The sequence below is a fragment of the Microbispora sp. NPDC049125 genome, from assembly GCF_040802045.1.
Lineage (GTDB): Bacteria > Actinomycetota > Actinomycetes > Streptosporangiales > Streptosporangiaceae > Microbispora.
Window position 1 is genome coordinate 52979 of sequence record NZ_JBEZDW010000025.1, and the last position, 17837, is coordinate 70815.

A 17837-nucleotide genomic window follows, 5' to 3' on the forward strand; every position below is an offset into this window, starting at 1 on the left:
ATGGTTCATCGACGCAGCACAGGGGCGGCGTTGGACCGTTCTTACGGAGCATTGTGGTGGGATTCCCGCAGGGCTGTCACAAAACGGTGTGACGCATATCACATCGCTTGAACGGCACCATCACGTACGCGCCTCCGTCTAACGCGGCCGGACCTCCGGAGTGAAAAGATGACCTTTTCGGCACCGTCGCTCAGCTGGGCTGTTCGGTTTACCGCTATGGCCGACAATTTTTCATCGGAAACCGCGGGGCCGGCCGTATGGGTTTCGTCGCGCAATCCGCGGCAGGCCTGAAACGCCGAAAAGGCCCGGCTGGATGCCGGGCCTTTCAGGTGAGGCGGCCGTGATCGGAGCGGGCTCCGATCACGTCGAACGGTTAGTGCAGGGCGGGCGACTCGAACGGCACGGCGATCGAGCCCGACCAGAGGTTCTTGGCCGCGCCGTAGACGCCGTAGAGCTCACCGTCGAAGTACGGGGAGACGCTGGTGTCGTAGCGGTCGTTGCCGTCGGTGTCGGAGACGCCGATGGTCACGCCGTTCAGGTAGCCGAGGCGACGGGTGTTGCTGTACTTCAGCAGCCAGGACGAGCCGAGCGCGCCCTCGCCGGTGAAGGACGACTTGACGCCCACGAGCTCCTCCGCCTTGATCGACGAGGCGCTGGCCGGGAAGGTCTTGCCGTAGCTCCACTTGAGGGTCTTGCCGGAGTAGGCGTAGTTGCCGTCCGGGTGGGATCCGCTCGGGTAGCCGAACACGAAGACCGGCTGGCCGACCTTCTGGTTGTAGGCCAGACCCTGGCCGCCGACGTTGTCGCCGAGGCGGCCGGCGTCCTCGAAGGCCCACACGTAGTACTTGTCGTCGTGCTGGCACCAGAAGGTGCCGTTGTTGTTCCAGTCACGGAACCAGCCGGGGAAGTTGAGGAAGGTCGCCTTGGAGACTTCCTTCCACCCACCCGGGTTGTCGGTGAAGGGACGCACGACGCCGTCGTGGGCGAACTTGAGGCCGTTGTACACGGTGACGAACGCGTAGTCGCGGTCGCCGTCCTCGTACACATCGTAGTCGTAGTGCGTGAAGGCCTGCTTGCCCACGTACACGCCCCACGGGGTCTTGCCCTGGTAGTAACCGGGGATGAAGACCCAGTTGTTCAGCGTCGCGGCGTTGGTCTCGGTGTCGTAGACACAGTGACCGGCGGTCGCGACCAGGTTGTGGTAGGCGGACTGCACCGAGGTCGCCGAGCACCAGTGGCGGTCGGGGCGGCTGTCCGCGTCGGAGCCGTCCGGCGTGGTGAAGAACACCTTGCCCGTGGTCTTGGGCAGGTTGACGTTCTTCGACTTGGCGACGGTCTTCTTCTCGTCGCCGATCGCCGGCACGATGCCGGGCTTGCTGTCCGCCGAGGGGCCGCCCTTGCTGAGGTGCTTGGCGACGACCTTGGTCTCGACGTTGTACGGAGTGGCGCCGATCAGGTTGGCCGCGTTGTTGGCCTTCCAGTAGGCGGCCACCGCGTAGGCGGCGAGCCCGTTGGTGGACAGGGCGTCGCTGGCGACGTCATTGGCTGCCTGGGCCGGGACCGAAAGGCCCGCCGCCAGGAGGCCGGCGGTGGCGACGACGCCACCGAAGCCCAAAATACGCTTCATGGGGAACTCCTTGGTCTGTCGTGGAACGCCTCTTGCGTCCCATTCGTCAGTAAAGGGATGGCGAGAACATAGCGCAGATAAGGTGCCGCTAAAGGGGCCGTTTCCGCCCCTCCGGGGAAACCGGGCCCCGCCGGGCCCTCGAAAAGCCGGGTTGACAGACGGGAGGCCCTCCGGTCACCGGAGCCGGGCAATCATCGCCGCAGCTAGTGACATTTCCCGGCCATTTCCTGACTGTTTGTGGAAACGCGCGCAACCTGGGCGCTGTGACCAAGCTCACAGATGAGGACTTCGCCCTGTGCGAGCAGGCAGTATGGCCAAAAGAAGCCCCGTCGCGCGGCACCCCCGCTCGGTTTACCGGGATGGCTGTCGAATTCGCCGGTCGTCCATTGGCGGGGTCTGCCGAAGCGGAAAGGTGACTGACCATGAAAGCCGGAAGGCCCGGCCGATGACGGCCGGGCCTTCCTGATGGAGATCCCTTTGCGTGAAGCGCCCTCCGGGCCCTGACGGCCCTGAGGAGGTGCGGAGCCGGGTCAGGCGATCGAGCCGGACCAGACGTTGCGCGCGGCCTTGTAGACGCCGTAGAGCTCGCCGTCGAAGTAGGGCGAGACGCTGGTGTCGATGCGCTGGTTGTTGTTGGTGTCGGCGACGCCGCTGGTGACGCCGTTGAGGTAGCCGAGACGGCGGCTGTTCTTGTAGCTGAGCAGCCACGCCGATCCCGAGGAGCCCTCGCCGGTGAAGGAGGACTTCACGCCCACCAGCTCCTCGGCCTTGACCGAGGGGGCCTTGGCGGCGAAGGTCTTGCCGTAGCTCCACTTGAGGGTCTTGCCGGAGAAGGCGTGGTTGCCGTCCGGGTGGGAGCCGCTGGGGTAGCCGAAGACGAAGACGTTCTTGCCGAGCTTCTGGTTGTAGGCCAGGCCCTGCCCGCCCACGTTGTCGCCGAGCCGGCCGGCGTCGGTGAACTTGAAGATGTAGTAGTGGCCGCCGGAGGACTCGTTCTTCTTGCCGTCCTTGTCGAGGTCGAGGACGTCCTGGTCGGTGCGGACCTTGGGGTCGTACTTGTCGTACGTCGCCTTGTCGACCTCCTTCCAGGTGCCGATGGTCTCCCAGTTGTCCTTTTCGATGCCGTCGTGCGGGGCCTTGAGGCCGTTGTAGACGGTGACGAACGCGTAGTCGCGGTCGCCGTCCTCGTAGACGTCGAAGTCGTAGTGCGTGAAGGCCTGCTTGCCGACGTAGATGCCCCAGGGGGTCTTGCCCTGGTAGTAACCCGGGACGAAGATCCAGTTGTCGAACGTGGCCTTGTTGGTCACGGTGTCGTACACGCAGTGCCCGGCCGTGGCGACCAGGTTGTGGTAGGTCGACTGGACCGAGGTGGCGGTGCACCAGTGCGGCTTGCCGTCGGAGCCGAGGAAGAAGACCTTGCCCGTGGTCTTGGGCAGGTTGACGTTCTTCGACTTGCTCGTGCTCTTCTTCTCGTCACCGATCGCCGGGACGGTGCCGGGCTTGCTGTCGGCCGACGGCCCGCCGGTGGAGATGTGCTTGGCGGTGACCTGCGTCTCGTACGGCGAGGCGTTGATCAGGTTGGCCGACTCCTGCGCGAACCAGTACGCGGCGACGTTGTACGCGGCGATACCGGTGGTGGCCAGCGGGTCGGTGGAGGTGTCGCCGGCCGCCTGGGCGGGTGCCGAGAGGCTGGTGCCGACGAGGGCGGTGACGGCGGCGGCCCCGAGGGGGAGTGCGAGGCGCGTGACTCGGGTGTTCATTGAACTCCTTGCCCTGTCGTGGAACGCCTCATGCGTCCCATGCGTCAGTAAAGGGATGTCAGGACAGTACTGCGGTGATCTTGCTGCGTGGAGGCGGTTTAACAGCCTTATATGGGGGTTCGTCGGGCGTGACTTTTCTGTGACATTCCACAAGATGTGTCAGCTTTGAGATCGCCCTGGACGTCCATCCAGGTGGACGCGATCCAATCCGGAAACCCCGCGTGTCGTGATCTAGGTCACTCAGGAGGCCGAGTGCGCGCTCGGTGTGACGTAAATCACACAAGGACGATGGCACCGATTCGCTTCCGATCACGTCTAAGCGAACCGTTCCAATGCTTTGGAACGCCACAGGGCCCGGTCGCGAGGCGACCGGGCCCTGTGTCTCAGCGGAGGAACTAGGCGATCGAGCCGGACCAGACGCCGGCAGCGGCCTTGTAGACACCGTAGAGCTCGCCGTCGAAGTACGGGGAGACGCTGGTGTCGATGCGCTGGTTGTTGTTGGTGTCGGCGACGCCGCTGGTGACGCCGTTGAGGTAGCCGAGACGGCGGCTGTTCTTGTAGCTGAGCAGCCACGCCGATCCCGAGGAGCCCTCGCCGGTGAAGGAGGACTTCACGCCCACCAGCTCCTCGGCCTTGACCGAGGGGGCCTTGGCGGCGAAGGTCTTGCCGTACGACCACTTGAGCGTCTGCCCCGTGAAGGCGTGGTTGCCGTCCGGGTGCGAGCCACTCGGGTAGCCGAACACGTAGACCGACTTGCCGAGCTTCTGGTTGTAGGCCAGGCCCTGCCCGCCCACGTTGTCGCCGAGGCGACCGGCGTCGGTGAACTTCACGATGTAGTACTTGCCGCCCTTGCTGCGGCGGATGTGGCGGTCGTACTTGTCGTACGTCGCCTTGTCGACCTGCTTCCAGGTCCACTCGGCGGTGGCCCGGAGGTTGCTGCCGCCGCCGGCCTTGAGGCCGTTGTAGACGGTGACGAACGCGTAGTCGCGGTCGCCGTCCTCGTAGACGTCGAAGTCGTAGTGCGTGAAGGCCTGCTTGCCCACGTAGATGCCCCAGGGCGCCTTGCCCTGGTAGTAACCCGGGATGAAGACCCAGCGGTCCAGGGTCGCCTTGTTGCTCTTGGTGTCGTAGACGCAGTGGCCCGCGGTGGCGACCAGGTTGCGGTAGTGCGACTGGACCGAGGTGGCCGAGCACCAGTGCGGCCTGCCGTCGGCGCCCCGGAAGAAGACCTTGCCCGTGGTGCGGGGCAGGTTGACGTTCTTGGAGGTGCCGCCCGACTTCTTCTCGTCGCCGATGGCCGGGACGGTGCCGGGCTTGCTGTCGGCCGACGGGCCGCCGCTGGAGATGTGCTTGGCGGTGACCTGCGTCTCGTACGGCGAGGCGCTGACGAGGTTGGCGGCCTTCTGGTTCAGCCAGTACGCGATGACGTTCTTGGCGGCGATGCCGCTGGTGGCCAGGGGATCCGAGGCCGTGTCACCGGCGGCCTGAGCGGGCACTGTCACGGTGGCCCCGATGAGGCCGGCGACTGCGACGCCCCCGATGGGGAGGATCAGGCGTTTGACTCGGGTATTCATGAAACTCCTGCGCTGTCGTGGAGCGCCACTTGCGCCCCACTCGTCAGTAAAGGGATAGTCAAGACACTACCGGCTGGTTTTACCTCTGCTTTACCTGTTTTGCGGCGTCCGAGTGGTGAGACTTTTCTGCAATCTCCACAAGGCCTGTCAAGGTTGAGATCATCTCGTGATGTCTGTGCAGGTGGGCACGCGCGGCTTCCGTGTCAAGCCGGAGCCTGCGGAGGCGTGACCGGCGTTTCAGATGTGTGACATAAATCACACAAGCTCCTCGGCACCGGATGGATATCACCTGCGTCTAACTTCCCCAATGTCCGTTCCTGTGGTCGTCCGGAGGTACGGGAAAGGGCCCGGCGTGGAGGCCGAGCCCTTCGGGGAGCGGTGCCGGGTCAGCCGGTCGACTGGCGGGTGGCCTTGGTGTACACGCGCTTGGTGAACGCGTTGAAGTAGGGCGTCGAGATCGCGTCGAGCCGTCCGCCGCCGTTGAGGTTCCAGGTCAGGCTCGTGATCCCGGTGAGGTAGCCGGTGCGCTTGGCGCTGTCATAGTTGGTGACCCACGGGCCGCCGCTCGCGCCCGAGGTGAACGGGCAGGCCGCCAGGCGCACGCCCCGGTCGAGCTGCCACGTGGGCGCGGCGACGAACTTCTTCTCCGTCGCGCCGGAACACGTCTTGACCACCTGGCCGGTGTAGGGCCGGGTGCCGTCGGGCTGCGCGCCGTTCGGGTAGCCGAACGCGAGGACCTGCCGTCCGATCGGCTTGGTGGACGAGAAGCGGAACGCCCCCACCTTGTCCTCCAGCCGTCCCACGTCGACCGACCGGTACGCGACCTTCCCGCCTTGCGTGTACGCCTGCCAGGTGAAGCCCCGGTGCACGGTCACGAAGGCGTAGTCGCGGTCGAAGTCGCCCTTGCCGGCGAAGTCCTCATGCATGAAAAGGGTGTGGCCGACGAAGATCCCGGCGGGGGCGACGCCGTCGTGGTACGACGGCACGAAGATCCAGTTCTCGACCGGCTTGTCCTGTGCCAGCGCGTAGGCGCAGTGCCCGGCGGTCGCCACCAGGTTGTGGTTCGGGGAGTGCACCGCGGACGCGGAACACCAGTACTCCTTGTCGCCCACCTTGAAGAACACCTTGCCGACCATCGGCGGGGCACCCGGATCCTTGGCGGCCCTGGCGGCGGACGCCTTCGCGGCCGTCTTCGTGAACGCCTTCGTCAGCGTTTTCGCGGACGCCTTGGTGGCACCGGCCTTCGCCGCCGGGCGGACCTCCGCCGCGGAGGTCGTGGCCTTGGTCGTCGGGGACGGCTTGGTGCTCGGCTCGTAGCTGCTCGCCTTCTTGAGCCGGTCGGGGCTCCAGTACGACGCCACCCGCTGCATGTCCGCCGACGTCGGCGCGAGCGCGAAGGAGCTGACGCCGTCCTTCGTGACGCCGGTGATCCCCGCTGGGGCCCCCGCCGCGCTGCTCGCGGCGGCGGGGCGCGCCTTCAGAGGTGGCGGAGCCGCGGACGCCGGCACGGCCCGCACCTGGGTCCAGAGCACGGCGACCGCACCCGCGGCGGCGATGACGCCACCGAGGCGGAGTGCGAGTTGCCGGGCCACGGGGGACCTCTCAGATTGGAGATTTCGATATTAAGGGGTGATTTTTCCAGATCCGCACCTCTAGGGCACAGCTTCTTGGCCAGCTCGTTATGAAACCAGTGGAACCGCTGCGCCCGCTGTGGCGTCGGATTCCCTCAAGGACCGGAGTGGGCACTTGCCCGGCCGCTCTGCCCCCGCAACGCTGCCAGCAGCAGAAACGGGGGATCGAAATGACGCCACTCCTAGCTCTACTCGCGGGTACGACGCTGGCCGCCGCGGGCCTGTCCGCGCCGGCCGGCCACAACGGCCCTGCGGGCTTCGGCGACCTCGCGGGGGTCGTGTCGCCCGCACAGCTCCTTGGGGCACCCGTGCCGCCGGCGCCGGAAGCGGGCGGCGGCAGTGCGAGCCGGGCCCGCACCGTCAGGCTGGCCGTCGCGCGCGGCGAGGGGACGGGGACACCCGAGCGGCACGTCACGCTCACCTGCGCTCCTCCGGGAGGAACGCATCCGTCGCCCGCCGAGGCGTGCCGTGCGCTGGACAAGGTCGGGGGCGACCCGGCGCGTTTCACTCCTGCCGGCGGGAAGGTCTGCCCGCTCATCTACGATCCGGTCACGGTCACCGCCAGCGGGATCTGGGACGGAAAGCACATCTGGTACCAGCACACCTTCGGCAACAACTGCGAGATGCAGTCGTACGGCCCCTTCTTCGCCATCTGAGGGCCGTCGCTCCGTGGAGCTGTGAAGGCAGCCTAGCGGCGCGCCCCGTACGAGCGGCGTAAAAGCCGGAACGGGACGGGGCCCGGCGGAGGTCCGCCGGGCCCCGGGGCATGACCGAATGGCCGTGCGGTCAGCCCGTCCGTCTCACTGCGTCCACCGGTTGGCGGCCACCTTGTAGACGTCGTAGGTCTCCCCGTTGAAGTACGGCGAGGAGATGTGGTCGTACCGGTCGTTGCCGTCGGTGTCCCAGGCGACGCTGCTGATGCCGTTGAGATAGCCCTTGCGGGTCTTGCTCTTGTAGTCCAGCAGCCACGGGCCTCCGCTCGCGCCCGCGGTCATCCCGCACTTGAAGCCGATGTGCTCCTGGATGTTGTACTTTGCGGCGGCCGGCATGGCCGCCGTCTGGCCGTAGCACCACTTCATCGTCCGGCCGGTGAACGGCCGGTCGCCGTCGGGGTGCGGGCCCGCCGGGTAGCCGAAGGCGAAGACCTTCACCTTGGTGCTGCGGTTCCAGGTCAGGCCCTGGCCGCCGACGTTGTCGCCCAGCCGGCCGGCGGGGGTCTTGACGAACTGCGTCGTGTTGCCGACCTTCTCCGACTTGATCTTGTAGCCCGACGCCACGTTCACGAACGCGTAGTCGTAGTCGTAGTCCTCCTTGACCACGAAGTCGTCGTGCGTCTGGAACCACTTCGCCGGATAGATCCCGTAGGGCGCCTTGCCCTCCCACGCCTGGTTGCCGTCCCAGTACGACGGGATGAACACCCAGTGGTCGTAGAACTGGTTGCTGACCGGGTCGTAGACGCAGTGCCCGGCGGTCGCCACGACGTTGTGGTACTTGCCCTGCACCGAGCTGCCGGAGCAGTACTTCCAGCTCTTCGGGTCCAGCGGGTTCTTGCCGGGCAGCGTGAAGAAGACCCGGCCGACCGTGTTGGGCAGGTTGACCTGCTTGGACGTGCCGGCCTTGCTCTTCTCGGCCCCGATCGGCGGGACCGTGCCGGCCTTGCCGTCAGCCGTGGCCTTGCTCACCTTGCCGAAGCCCTTGACGGAGTTGCCGAGTTCCTCGGTGTAGTCCTTGGCGGCTCGCAGGCGGGCTGGCGACCAGAAGGCGACCGCCGCGGCGGGCGCCTCCGACGAGGCCTTGACGGTGACGTCGCTCGGTCCGGCGCTGACAGTGGCGGCGCTGGAGGTGGACGGGATGGCGCCGACCACGCCGGCCGCGAGGAACGCGCCGGTGAGGGGGACGGCCAGACGCCGTGCTCGGGAAATCATGGAGCTCCTTTCCCCGGGACGTTTGAGGGTGCGTCCCATTTCGTCAGGAAACGCTCCGTAGGCTAGTGAGCCGATCTTGGGTATTGCTCCGGCTATAACCAGAACAATCATCAGATTGGCCTATCCGTTATCCATGCCGTGCGGTTATGGGTGGCATAACAGCAGGTCAGATGGCATGGAGCAGGTGTGGTCGCCTGGTGGCGATACGCGGTTTACGGTCATTCTCGACCGGTCTTAATGAATTTCTAGCGCTTCATTCCCATGGTTATCGGTGGCATTTCTGCTCTCGCTGGGCAACGCCGGCCCCAAATCGGACAGAGCCTCGTCTGCTGCGGGACATAAAGCTCTTTTCGGACAGGTTTTCGAAAGTCGTTGAGATCTTGTGACGACGCGATTACATTGAGTGTTGACATAAAGATGTCAGCCGAGGACGCTGGAGTCGTGCGGAGAACCACTGTGCGAATCGACGAGACGCTTCTCAACGAGGCCAAGGCGTTCGCGGCCAGGAACGGCCGAACCCTCAACTCAGTCATGGAGGACGCCTTGCGCCAACTCATGAACCGCTCCGAAGAGATCGCCGCACAGCAAAGGGTTGAGCTGCCGGTCTTCGCCGGAGAAGCGGGCTACACGCCCAGAGTCGCGGAGCTGCTCGCTGCGGGATTCAGCCTCGGGGAGATCGACCACCTCATGGACGCCGAGGAGCGGCTCGCGACGCTGGAGAGGATCGCGCGCGATGATGGTCGTTGACGTCAACGTGTACATCAACGCGTTCCGTCCGGAGGCCGATCGCCACAAGGAATACCGCTTGTGGCTCGAGGAGCTCCTGAACGGAGCCCAGGGATACGGCGTCGCCGACTTCGCGATCAACGCTTTCGTCCGGGTCGTCACCAACCCCCGCACGTACAAGACTCCAGCCGCCTCTCACGTGGCGCTGTCATTCGCGGGGCTTGTGCGCAACCAGCCGCATGCCACCGTTCTGGCACCGGGGAGACGTCATTGGGAGGTGTTCACCGACCTGTGCCACCGGACGTCGGCTGTCGGGAAGCTGATCCCCGACGCGTATCTGGCGGCGCTGGCGATCGAGCACGGGTGTGAGTTCATCACCTGTGACAAGGACTTCCGGGTCTTCCCCGGGCTCCGCACGCGGCACCCGCTCAACTGACGGCGGCGCCGGGCCGGCGAAAGGCCCGGCGGCGCGCCGACGGGGGCGGGCCGGGAGAGTCGTGTCGGTCGTACGCAGTACTGTTCCGCCATGTTCGCCGTAACCGCCACACAGACCGACGCCGACGACCCGCTGAAGGGCCTGACGCTCGGTGAGCGCCCCGAGCCGGACGTCCCCGACGGATGGACGACGGTCTCCGTCAGGGCGAGCGCGCTCAACCACCACGACCTGTGGACGCTCAAGGGCGTCGGCATCTCCAAGGACCGGTTGCCGATCATCCTCGGCTGCGACGCCGCAGGGGTGGACGAGGACGGCAACGAGGTCGTCGTCCACTCGGTGATCGGCACTCCGGTGAACGGGGACGAGACCCTCGACCCGAAACGATCGCTCCTGTCGGAGGTCCACGACGGCACGTTCGCCGAGACGGTCGCCGTCCCCAGGCGGAACCTCGTGCCGAAGCCCGCGGCGATCTCCTTCGAGGAGGCGGCCTGCCTGCCCACCGCGTGGCTGACGGCCTACCGCATGCTGTTCGACAAGGCCGGGCTGCAGCCGGGGTCGACCGTGCTGGTCCAGGGCGCGGGAGGCGGAGTGGCCACGGCCCTGATCGCGCTCGGCAGGGCCGGGGGCTTCCGCATGTGGGCGACCAGTCGTTCGGAGCACAAGCGTGCCCGCGCGCTGGAGCTCGGGGCCGACCGCGTCTTCGAGACCGGTGCCCGGCTGCCGGAGCGGGTGGACGCCGTCATGGAGACGGTGGGCGAGGCCACCTGGAACCACTCGCTCAGTGCCCTGCGCCCGGGAGGGCGGATCGTCGTCAGCGGCGCGACCAGCGGCATGGTCGCCCCGACCCAGCTCGCCCAGGTGTTCTTCCTGCAGAAGTCCGTCATCGGCTCGACCATGGGGACGCGCGACCAGCTCGCCCGGCTCGTCGTGTTCCTTGAGCAGACCGGCGTGCGCCCGGTGATCGACAGGGTGCTGCCGCTGGCCGAGGCCGAGGACGGCTTCGCCGCGATGCACCACGGCGACGTGTTCGGCAAGATCGTCTTCACGCTCTGACCCGGCCCTCGCACCGCCGGGCGGCACCGCCCGGCGGTCAGTGCCCGGCGGTCAGTGCCCGGCGGTCAGTGCCGGAGTGCGTCGCGGATGCGGGCGGCGGCCTCGTCCAGGGCCGTCCGGCACTCGGCCACCGCGGTGTCGCTGAGACGCCCGGCGGTGGCCGCCTCACGAATCTCGGAGACGAAGCGGGCCAGCAGCCGGCCCAGCTCCGCGTCGTACGCCAGCTGCTCGGAGACGTCGCGGGTGGTGAGGTCCCGGGGGTGCTCCCGGCCGGCGCCGTGGGCGTGCGGGTCCTCGGGCAGGCCGGTCGCCGACACTCTCTCCCACACACGGCGCCAGTCGCGCTGCCAGCGCTCGGTCTCCTCGCGCAGGTGGTCCTTGTGGCGCCGCCACTCGTCCTTCTGCCGCCGCCATTCCTGCTTGGCGTGCTCGCTCTGCGCCTTCCACTGCTGCTTCTGGTCCCGCCGGACGTCGCGGCCTGACGGGCCGCTCTCCTTGCCGATGTCCTTGGCCATCTGGGTGAGCTCCTCGCGGAGCGAGCGCACGGTCTGCCGTACGTCCTCCTTGACCTCCCGCGCGATGTCCTGGACCGACGCGGTGATCTCCTGCTCCAGCTCGGCCAGCTCGTCCATCCGGTCGACCAGCTCGGCCCGGCCCTTGTCGGTGACGGTGAAGACCTTCTTGCCGTCGACGACCTCGTGGGTGACCAGGCCCTCCTCCTCCAGCCTCGCCAGGCGGGGATAGATCGTGCCCGGGGAGGGGGAGTAGACGCCGAGGAAGCGGTCCTGCAGCAGCCGGATGACCTCGTACCCGTGCCGGGGGCTCTCCTCCAGAAGGTTCAGCAGGTACAGCCGGAGCCGCCCGTGCCCGAACACCGGGCTCATGCCCTCTCCTCTTCCCGCGTGTCGGTGGTCTGCCTGCTCAGCAACGTGACGTCGCCGGACACGGTCATCGCCGAGACCGACGCCATGCCGCCGCCGAGCCGCCCGGACAGCGTCCGGGAGGCGGGGTGCCGCCCGCCGTCCAGGCCCGGGAAGGCCGACTCGATCCGGCCCGAGGTGGAGCGGACCGACACATCGGTGTCGACGCTCTGCGGGAGCCGTACGACCACGTCCCCGGACATGCTGTTCAGCGTGACATGGCTGGTGGGGGTGAACGCCAGGTCCGCGGTGATCCGCCCGGAGACGGTGTTCGCCGACAGCCGCCGCGGGGTGCCTCCCGCCACGGTGAGGTCACCCGAGACGCTGCTGAACGACAGGTCGCCGGCGAGCCCCCGGCTCTCGACCGCCCCGGCGACGGTCTCCGCGTGGACATCGCCGCTGACCGCGTCGAGCATGATCTCGCCGGACACGCTCTTTATGCTGGCCGACCTCTCGAAGCCCGCCACTAGGGCGGAGGCGGAGATCACGCCCACCTGGACCGGGCAGTCCTTCGGCACGGTGAGCGTCAGCGTCGTCCACCGGGAGCCCGGCCGCAACCAGCCCGTGACCCCGTCCCAGGTCAGGTCCTTGTACGCCACGGTCAGCCGCCCGGTGCCCTCGTCGTGGGTCACGAGCAGCGGCCCGCTGTTGATGTCCTCCACCTCGAGCGTGGGCGGTCCGTCGCTGGCCAGGACGGCCACGCGGCCGGCCACGACGCGCACACTCAGCGCGGTGACCTCTCCGAACGTCATCTGCCCGGGTTTGTCGATCGTCCATTGGGGCATCTGCTCAGCCCTTTCCCGCACCGAGGGAGTGTGCCGCCCGGGGACCCCTCCGGCGACGGCATCGACTGTCACAAGACACGATATGTCGTGTGTTGGAAAAGTCAAGATGTATCGCGTCTTGTGGGCCCGACGGCTCGGGGTCAGTCGTCCTCGTCCAGGCGTGCCAGCCACGTGGCCAGGCGTTCGACCGGCGTCTCGAACTCGGGGTTGAGGTCGACGAACTCGCGCAGGCGCTCGGCCAGCCAGCCGACGCTGACCTCCTCCTCGCCGCGCCGTTCGGCGAGCTCCTCGATCCCCTTGTCGGTGAAGTACATCGCTCCCGCTCCCGTCGGCAACTCACCCGTGTACGGGGAAGTCCCCCATGGACGGACCATGGGGGACTTCCCGCCTTCTCCTGTGCCCGTGCCCGGGCCGGCCGTCTAGCCGAAGATCTCGTCGAGGATGCCGGCCAGCTCCGCGTCGTGCTTGGAGTGCGAGCCGGTGGCGGGCGACGAGTTCGGGGTCCGGGACACCCTGCGGAACGTGCGTCCGCCGAGCAGCTCCGGCTTCTCCATCATCTTCAGGCAGAGGTACGGCCAGGGACCCATGTTCACCGGCTCGTCCTGCGCCCAGATCAGCTCGGCCCCGGCGTCGTAGCGGGCGAGCTCGGCCTTGAGCGGGTTCTCCGGGAACGGGTAGAGCCGCTCCAGGCGGACCAGCGCCACGTCGCCGCGGCCCGACTTCTCGCGCCGGGCGAGCAGGTCGTAGTAGATCCTGCCCGAGCAGGCCACGACCTTGGTGACGGCCGCGGGGTCCACCGTGTCGTCGCCGATGACCGGGCGGAACGCGCCGGAGGTGAACTCCGCCGTCGCGGAGGCCGCCGCCTTGAGCCGCAGCAGCGACTTGGGCGTGAACACGATCAGCGGCTTGCGCCGCTCCGACAGCACCTGCCAGCGCAGCAGGTGGAAGTAGTTCGCCGGAGTGGTCGGCTGGGCCACGGTCATGTTGTCCAGCGCGCACATCTGGAGATAGCGCTCGATGCGGGCGGAGGAGTGATCCGGCCCCTGACCCTCGTAGCCGTGCGGCAGCAGGAGCACGACCGAGGAGCGCTGGCCCCACTTCTGCTCACCGGACGAGATGAACTCGTCGATGATCGACTGGGCGCCGTCGGCGAAGTCGCCGAACTGGGCCTCCCACGCGACCAGGGCGTCCGGCCGGACCACGCTGTAGCCGTACTCGAAGCCCATCGCGGCGAACTCGCTGAGCAGCGAGTCGTACACGTAGAACTTCGTGGTGCCGTGGTTGAAGCTCTTGAGCGGGGTGTGCTCCTCGCCGGTCACCCGGTCGACCAGCACCGCGTGCCGCTGGCCGAAGGTGCCGCGCCGCGAGTCCTGCCCCACGAGCCGGACCGGATGCCCGTCGATCAGCAGCGATCCGAACGCGAGCGTCTCGCCGGTCGCCCAGTCGATCGCGTTCTCCGTGACCATGGAGCCGCGGCGCTGGAGCACCGGGGCGAGCCGCGGATGGACCGTGAATCCCTCGGGCAGGTTGAACTGGGTCTCGATGACCCGCTTGACCGTCTCCTCCGAGATCGCCGTCTTGGCGTCCTCGTGCGACCACGGGATCAGCTCGTCGGGCTCGGGGGCGACGACCGACCCCGGCTCCAGCGGCCGCTTCGTGGCCTCACGCGTCTCGGTGAAGGCTCGTTCGAGCTGCTCCTGGTAGTCGCGCAGGGCCTGCTCCGCCTCCTCCACCGTGATGTCGCCACGCCCGATCAGCGCCTCGGTGTAGAGCTTGCGGGTGGACCGCTTGGCGTCGATCAGGTCGTACATCAGCGGCTGGGTGAACGCCGGGTTGTCGGTCTCGTTGTGGCCGCGGCGGCGGTAGCAGACCAGGTCGATGACGACGTCCTTGCGGAACGCCTGGCGGTACTCGTAGGCGAGCTGCCCGACGCGTACGACGGCCTCGGGGTCGTCGCCGTTGACGTGGAAGATCGGCGCCTGGATCATCCGGGCGACGTCGGTGGCGTAGACCGACGAGCGTGAGCTCGCCGGGCTGGTGGTGAAGCCCACCTGGTTGTTGACCACGATGTGGATGCTGCCGCCGGTGCGGTATCCGCGCAGCTGCGACAGGTGCAGCGTCTCGGCGACCACGCCCTGCCCGGCGAACGCCGCGTCGCCGTGGACGAGCACCGGCAGGACGGTGAAGCCCTCCTCGCCGCGCTCCAGCAGGTCCTGCTTGGCCCGGACCACGCCTTCGAGGACGGGGTCGACGGCCTCCAGGTGCGACGGGTTGGCCACCACCGAGGCGCTGATCTTGGTGCCGTCGGGGGCGACGAAGTCGCCGCTGGCGCCGAGGTGGTACTTCACGTCGCCCGACCCCTGGGCGCTGCGCGGGTCGAGGTTGCCCTCGAACTCCCCGAACACCTGGGCGTAGGATTTGCCGACGATGTTGGCCAGCACGTTCAGCCGGCCGCGGTGGGCCATGCCGATGACGACCTCGTCGAGCCGCTCGCCGGCCGCCTCGCTGATCACCGAGTCGAGCAGCGGGATCAGCGACTCGCCGCCCTCCAGCGAGAACCGCCTCTGCCCGACGTACTTCGTCTGCAGGAACGTCTCGAACGCCTCTGCGGTGTTCAGCCGGCGCAGGATGTTGAGCTGCTCCTCGCGGCCGGGCTTGGCGTGCGGCTTCTCGACCCGCGCCTGGATCCAGGCCCGCTCCTCGGGGTTCTGGATGTGCATGTACTCGATGCCGACGGTGCGGCAGTAGGTGTCGCGGAGCACGCCGAGGATGTCGCGCAGCTTCATCAGCGGGCGGCCGCCGAAGCCGCCGGTCGCGAACTCCCGCTCCAGGTCCCACAGGGTCAGGCCGTGCGACTTGATGTCCAGGTCGGGGTGCTTGCGCTGGCGGTACTCCAGCGGGTCGGTGTCGGCCATGAGGTGACCGCGGACCCGGTAGGCGTGGATCAGCTCGAGAACACGGGCCGACTTGGCGACGTCGTCGTCATGGGTGGCCGAGATGTCCTGGACCCACCGGACCGGCTCGTACGGGATCCGCAGCGACTCGAAGATCTCGTCGTAGAAGCCGTCGGCGCCGAGCAGCAGCTGGTGGATGCGGCGCAGGAAGTCGCCCGACTGGGCGCCCTGGATGATCCGGTGGTCGTACGTCGAGGTGAGCGTCATCACCTTGCTGATCGCGAGGCGGGACAGCGTCTCCTCCGACGCGCCCTGGTACTCGGCCGGGTACTCCATCGCGCCGACGCCGATGATCGTGCCCTGGCCGGGCATCAGGCGCGGCACCGAGTGGACCGTGCCGATCGTCCCGGGGTTGGTCAGCGAGATCGTGGTGCCCTGGAAGTCCTCAACGCCGAGCTTGCCGGCCCTGGCCTTGCGCACGATGTCCTCGTACGCCACCCAGAACTGGCGGAAGTCCAGCGTCTCGGCCTGCTTGATGGACGGCACCAGCAGCTGGCGGCTGCCGTCCGCCTTCTGCACGTCGATCGCGAGCCCGAGGCCGACGTGCTCCGGCCGGATCAGCGCCGGCTTGCCGTCCACCTCGCCGTAGGCGTGGTTCATGTCCGGCATCGCCTTGAGCGCCTGGACGATGGCGTAGCCGATGACGTGCGTGAAGGAGATCTTGCCGCCGCGCCCGCGCAGGAGGTGGTTGTTGATGACGATCCGGTTGTCCACCAGCAGCTTCGCGGGAACCGCGCGGACGCTGGTGGCCGTCGGGACCGAGAGCGAGGACTCCATGTTGAGCGCGGTGCGCGCCGCGGCGCCGCGCAGCCTCTCCTCGACGGCGCCCGGTGAGGCCGGGGCGCTCGCCTTGGGCTTCGGAGCGGCCGTGGCCTGCGGCTTCGCCGCGGGAGCCGGAGCGGGTGCGGCGACGGGCGTCTGGGGTGCCGGGGTCGCGGGAGCCGGGGCCTCGGACGTCACGGCCGCCGTGGTGGCGCCGTTCGACGTGCCGGGGGTGGACTTGGGGGGCGCGGACTTGCCCGCGCCGTTGTAGTCAGCGAAGAAGTGCCACCAGGCCTTGTCCACAGATTCGGGGTCTTCCAGGTACTTCTGGTACAGCTCGTCGACAAGCCATTCGTTCTGCCCGAAGCTTGCCAGCGGGTTTGTCCGCGACGACTCAGACGACACGGCGGAAATCGCCTCTTCCGCAGATCGGCGTTGATGTTTGATGAACCTGTCCAAGGCTACTCGCCTCGCACAGTGAGGTGAGCCCGTCGGGTCGCAGGTCCCGGCCCATCCTCCCAGGACCGATCAAACAGGTCACGCCCGGGTAGTCCGACTGGGTGGTGAGGAGTTGCTTACCGAATGGTCACATCGGGGTGGAGGGGCCTGGGGTCAGCTCGCCACCCACGACTCAATACGGACATCATAGGATATTTCGGTTAGGTGGCGAACCAGGTCGTCGCCCGCCTCCCGCAGCTCGTCCAGGGAGAGGGGCTCCAGGCGTTCGAGCAGGAACAGGGCGTCCACCGTCTCCTCGGTGATCCTGGTGCGCACGCACTGCCGCCAGTTCCACCGCCGGCAGGTGACGCCGGCGTCGTCGCGCCACACCACCTCGCCGATCTCGGGGACGCCCAGCGCCTCCTCTGACGGCTCGTCGCCGGCCGCCCGCACCAGCCGCGCCGTGCCCTGGTAGCGCCGCAGGTCCTCGCCGCCGATCGGCAGGGCGTGCCGTACGGAGACCGCGTTGTAGGCGTCGACCACCAGGTTGATCTCGGGCAGCGGCATCCGCCGGACGAGTGCGTCGACCGAGGGCCGGGTCCGCTGCGGCTTGGCGCCGAAAGCCCGGTACGCCGCGCGCCAGGCCTCGATCCGCTCGTGATCGGGTGGCGGCGCCTCGGCCGACGCCGCCTTCAGCCAGCTCCTGGACCGATCGTCGGAGGGCCCGTTGCGCAGGCCGTACGCCCGGATGGCCAGCACGGCGAAGTCGGGGCGAAGGGCGATGACGGCGGGTTCCACCTGTATGTCTTCGAGCACGCCGGAAAGCCTACGGCCAGGCGCGAGGGGCCGGTGGGCGCCGTGGCTCCGTGCGGGTCACCCGCCATGCGGCGAGCACGGCGGTGCGGAATGCCGCACTTGGCGTTCCGCCGCTGCGTGCATTTCGCTGTGTGCATTTCGTTGTGTGCGGAGAGTGATGGCGTTTGGCCTTTACTCATGACGGTCACAGGCGACATCACCGGCGAAGGCGACCACATCGTCATCCGGCGGCATCGCAGCCGTTTCGACGGCGTGACAGGGACCGTGCCCGGCTTCACCGAAGCCGTGGACGTCGAAGCGAGCCGCGACGGCTGGGATTGACGGCGCCCGGGCTGGCCGAGCTGGTGGGGCCGGGATGAGCGTCGTGAACGGAACCGGCCGCCGCCTCGGGTGAGGCGGCGGCCGGGTCTTGCCGGGGATCAGGCCCAGG

General features: G+C 68.0%; 15 protein-coding genes. 5 read left to right on the forward strand and 10 right to left on the reverse strand.

Going from position 1 to position 17837, the window contains the following annotated elements:
* Positions 1-373: 373 nt before the first annotated feature.
* The 4 genes from AB0B72_RS26185 to AB0B72_RS26200 form a co-directional block, all read right to left on the reverse strand.
* On the reverse strand, positions 374-1627 hold the full coding sequence (locus tag AB0B72_RS26185; RefSeq protein WP_367741602.1) for a serine protease: 1254 nt from the start codon (positions 1625-1627) through the stop codon (positions 374-376).
* A gap of 530 nt (positions 1628-2157) precedes the next feature.
* Entirely contained in the window at positions 2158-3387 is a 1230-nt protein-coding gene (locus AB0B72_RS26190) for a serine protease (RefSeq protein WP_367741603.1), read from the reverse strand.
* 395 nt (positions 3388-3782) lie between these two features.
* A complete protein-coding gene (locus AB0B72_RS26195) occupies positions 3783-4961 on the reverse strand; it encodes a serine protease (protein ID WP_367741604.1) in 1179 nt (392 codons plus the stop codon).
* Between the two features lie 386 nt (positions 4962-5347).
* The gene (locus AB0B72_RS26200; protein WP_367741605.1) at positions 5348-6553 is read right to left on the reverse strand and encodes a serine protease; all 1206 of its coding nucleotides are present in this window, start codon (positions 6551-6553) and stop codon (positions 5348-5350) included.
* A 209-nt stretch (positions 6554-6762) separates the two neighbouring features.
* On the opposite strand from AB0B72_RS26200, the gene AB0B72_RS26205 reads away from it, so the two are divergent.
* Positions 6763-7248, forward strand: a complete 486-nt coding sequence (locus AB0B72_RS26205) for a subtilase-type protease inhibitor (protein ID WP_367741606.1) — start codon at positions 6763-6765, stop codon at positions 7246-7248.
* A 144-nt stretch (positions 7249-7392) separates the two neighbouring features.
* Here the strand turns inward: AB0B72_RS26205 and AB0B72_RS26210 are convergent, their stop codons facing one another.
* Positions 7393-8517: a serine protease gene (locus tag AB0B72_RS26210; protein WP_367741607.1), complete on the reverse strand. Its 1125-nt coding sequence runs from the start codon at positions 8515-8517 to the stop codon at positions 7393-7395.
* A 456-nt stretch (positions 8518-8973) separates the two neighbouring features.
* On the opposite strand from AB0B72_RS26210, the gene AB0B72_RS26215 reads away from it, so the two are divergent.
* From AB0B72_RS26215 to AB0B72_RS26225, 3 genes are all read left to right on the forward strand, one after another.
* Entirely contained in the window at positions 8974-9264 is a 291-nt protein-coding gene (locus AB0B72_RS26215) for a hypothetical protein (RefSeq protein ID WP_367741608.1), read from the forward strand.
* Entirely contained in the window at positions 9251-9679 is a 429-nt protein-coding gene (locus AB0B72_RS26220; protein WP_367741609.1) for a type II toxin-antitoxin system VapC family toxin, read from the forward strand. The genes AB0B72_RS26215 and AB0B72_RS26220 overlap by 14 nt, the downstream gene beginning before the upstream one ends.
* Before the next feature lie 90 nt (positions 9680-9769).
* Positions 9770-10732 carry a zinc-binding dehydrogenase gene (locus tag AB0B72_RS26225; protein WP_367741610.1) on the forward strand — a complete coding sequence of 321 codons (963 nt, stop codon included), beginning with the start codon at positions 9770-9772 and terminating at the stop codon, positions 10730-10732.
* Positions 10733-10797: 65 nt separating this feature from the next.
* Here the strand turns inward: AB0B72_RS26225 and AB0B72_RS26230 are convergent, their stop codons facing one another.
* The 5 genes from AB0B72_RS26230 to AB0B72_RS26250 all read right to left on the reverse strand — a co-directional run bounded on the left by AB0B72_RS26230 (position 10798) and on the right by AB0B72_RS26250 (position 17407).
* Positions 10798-11616 carry a helix-turn-helix transcriptional regulator gene (locus AB0B72_RS26230; protein ID WP_367741611.1) on the reverse strand — a complete coding sequence of 273 codons (819 nt, stop codon included), beginning with the start codon at positions 11614-11616 and terminating at the stop codon, positions 10798-10800.
* Positions 11613-12458 carry a DUF4097 domain-containing protein gene (locus AB0B72_RS26235; protein ID WP_367741612.1) on the reverse strand — a complete coding sequence of 282 codons (846 nt, stop codon included), beginning with the start codon at positions 12456-12458 and terminating at the stop codon, positions 11613-11615. Before AB0B72_RS26235 ends, AB0B72_RS26230 begins: the two co-directional genes overlap by 4 nt.
* Positions 12459-12577: 119 nt before the next feature.
* On the reverse strand, positions 12578-12751 hold the full coding sequence (locus AB0B72_RS26240) for a DUF6104 family protein (RefSeq protein WP_367741613.1): 174 nt from the start codon (positions 12749-12751) through the stop codon (positions 12578-12580).
* 105 nt (positions 12752-12856) lie between these two features.
* Complete coding sequence (locus AB0B72_RS26245) at positions 12857-16558, reverse strand: multifunctional oxoglutarate decarboxylase/oxoglutarate dehydrogenase thiamine pyrophosphate-binding subunit/dihydrolipoyllysine-residue succinyltransferase subunit (protein WP_367741614.1); 3702 nt, start codon at positions 16556-16558, stop codon at positions 12857-12859.
* A 207-nt stretch (positions 16559-16765) separates the two neighbouring features.
* Entirely contained in the window at positions 16766-17407 is a 642-nt protein-coding gene (locus tag AB0B72_RS26250; protein WP_367741615.1) for a B3/4 domain-containing protein, read from the reverse strand.
* 177 nt (positions 17408-17584) lie between these two features.
* Here AB0B72_RS26250 and AB0B72_RS26255 point away from each other — a divergent pair, with 177 nt between their 5' ends.
* A complete protein-coding gene (locus AB0B72_RS26255; RefSeq protein WP_367741616.1) occupies positions 17585-17728 on the forward strand; it encodes a hypothetical protein in 144 nt (47 codons plus the stop codon).
* Positions 17729-17837: the final 109 nt, after the last annotated feature.

Bases quoted from the DNA above. Each gene is read 5' to 3' on its own strand.
- AB0B72_RS26185 (WP_367741602.1), bottom strand. From the start codon at position 1,627: ATGAAGCGTATTTTGGGCTTCGGTGGCGTCGTCGCCACCGCCGGCCTC.
- AB0B72_RS26190 (WP_367741603.1), bottom strand. From the start codon at position 3,387: ATGAACACCCGAGTCACGCGCCTCGCACTCCCCCTCGGGGCCGCCGCC.
- AB0B72_RS26195 (WP_367741604.1), bottom strand. From the start codon at position 4,961: ATGAATACCCGAGTCAAACGCCTGATCCTCCCCATCGGGGGCGTCGCA.
- AB0B72_RS26205 (WP_367741606.1), top strand. From the start codon at position 6,763: ATGACGCCACTCCTAGCTCTACTCGCGGGTACGACGCTGGCCGCCGCG.
- AB0B72_RS26210 (WP_367741607.1), bottom strand. From the start codon at position 8,517: ATGATTTCCCGAGCACGGCGTCTGGCCGTCCCCCTCACCGGCGCGTTC.
- AB0B72_RS26220 (WP_367741609.1), top strand. From the start codon at position 9,251: ATGATGGTCGTTGACGTCAACGTGTACATCAACGCGTTCCGTCCGGAG.
- AB0B72_RS26225 (WP_367741610.1), top strand. From the start codon at position 9,770: ATGTTCGCCGTAACCGCCACACAGACCGACGCCGACGACCCGCTGAAG.
- AB0B72_RS26230 (WP_367741611.1), bottom strand. From the start codon at position 11,616: ATGAGCCCGGTGTTCGGGCACGGGCGGCTCCGGCTGTACCTGCTGAAC.
- AB0B72_RS26240 (WP_367741613.1), bottom strand. From the start codon at position 12,751: ATGTACTTCACCGACAAGGGGATCGAGGAGCTCGCCGAACGGCGCGGC.
- AB0B72_RS26255 (WP_367741616.1), top strand. From the start codon at position 17,585: ATGACGGTCACAGGCGACATCACCGGCGAAGGCGACCACATCGTCATC.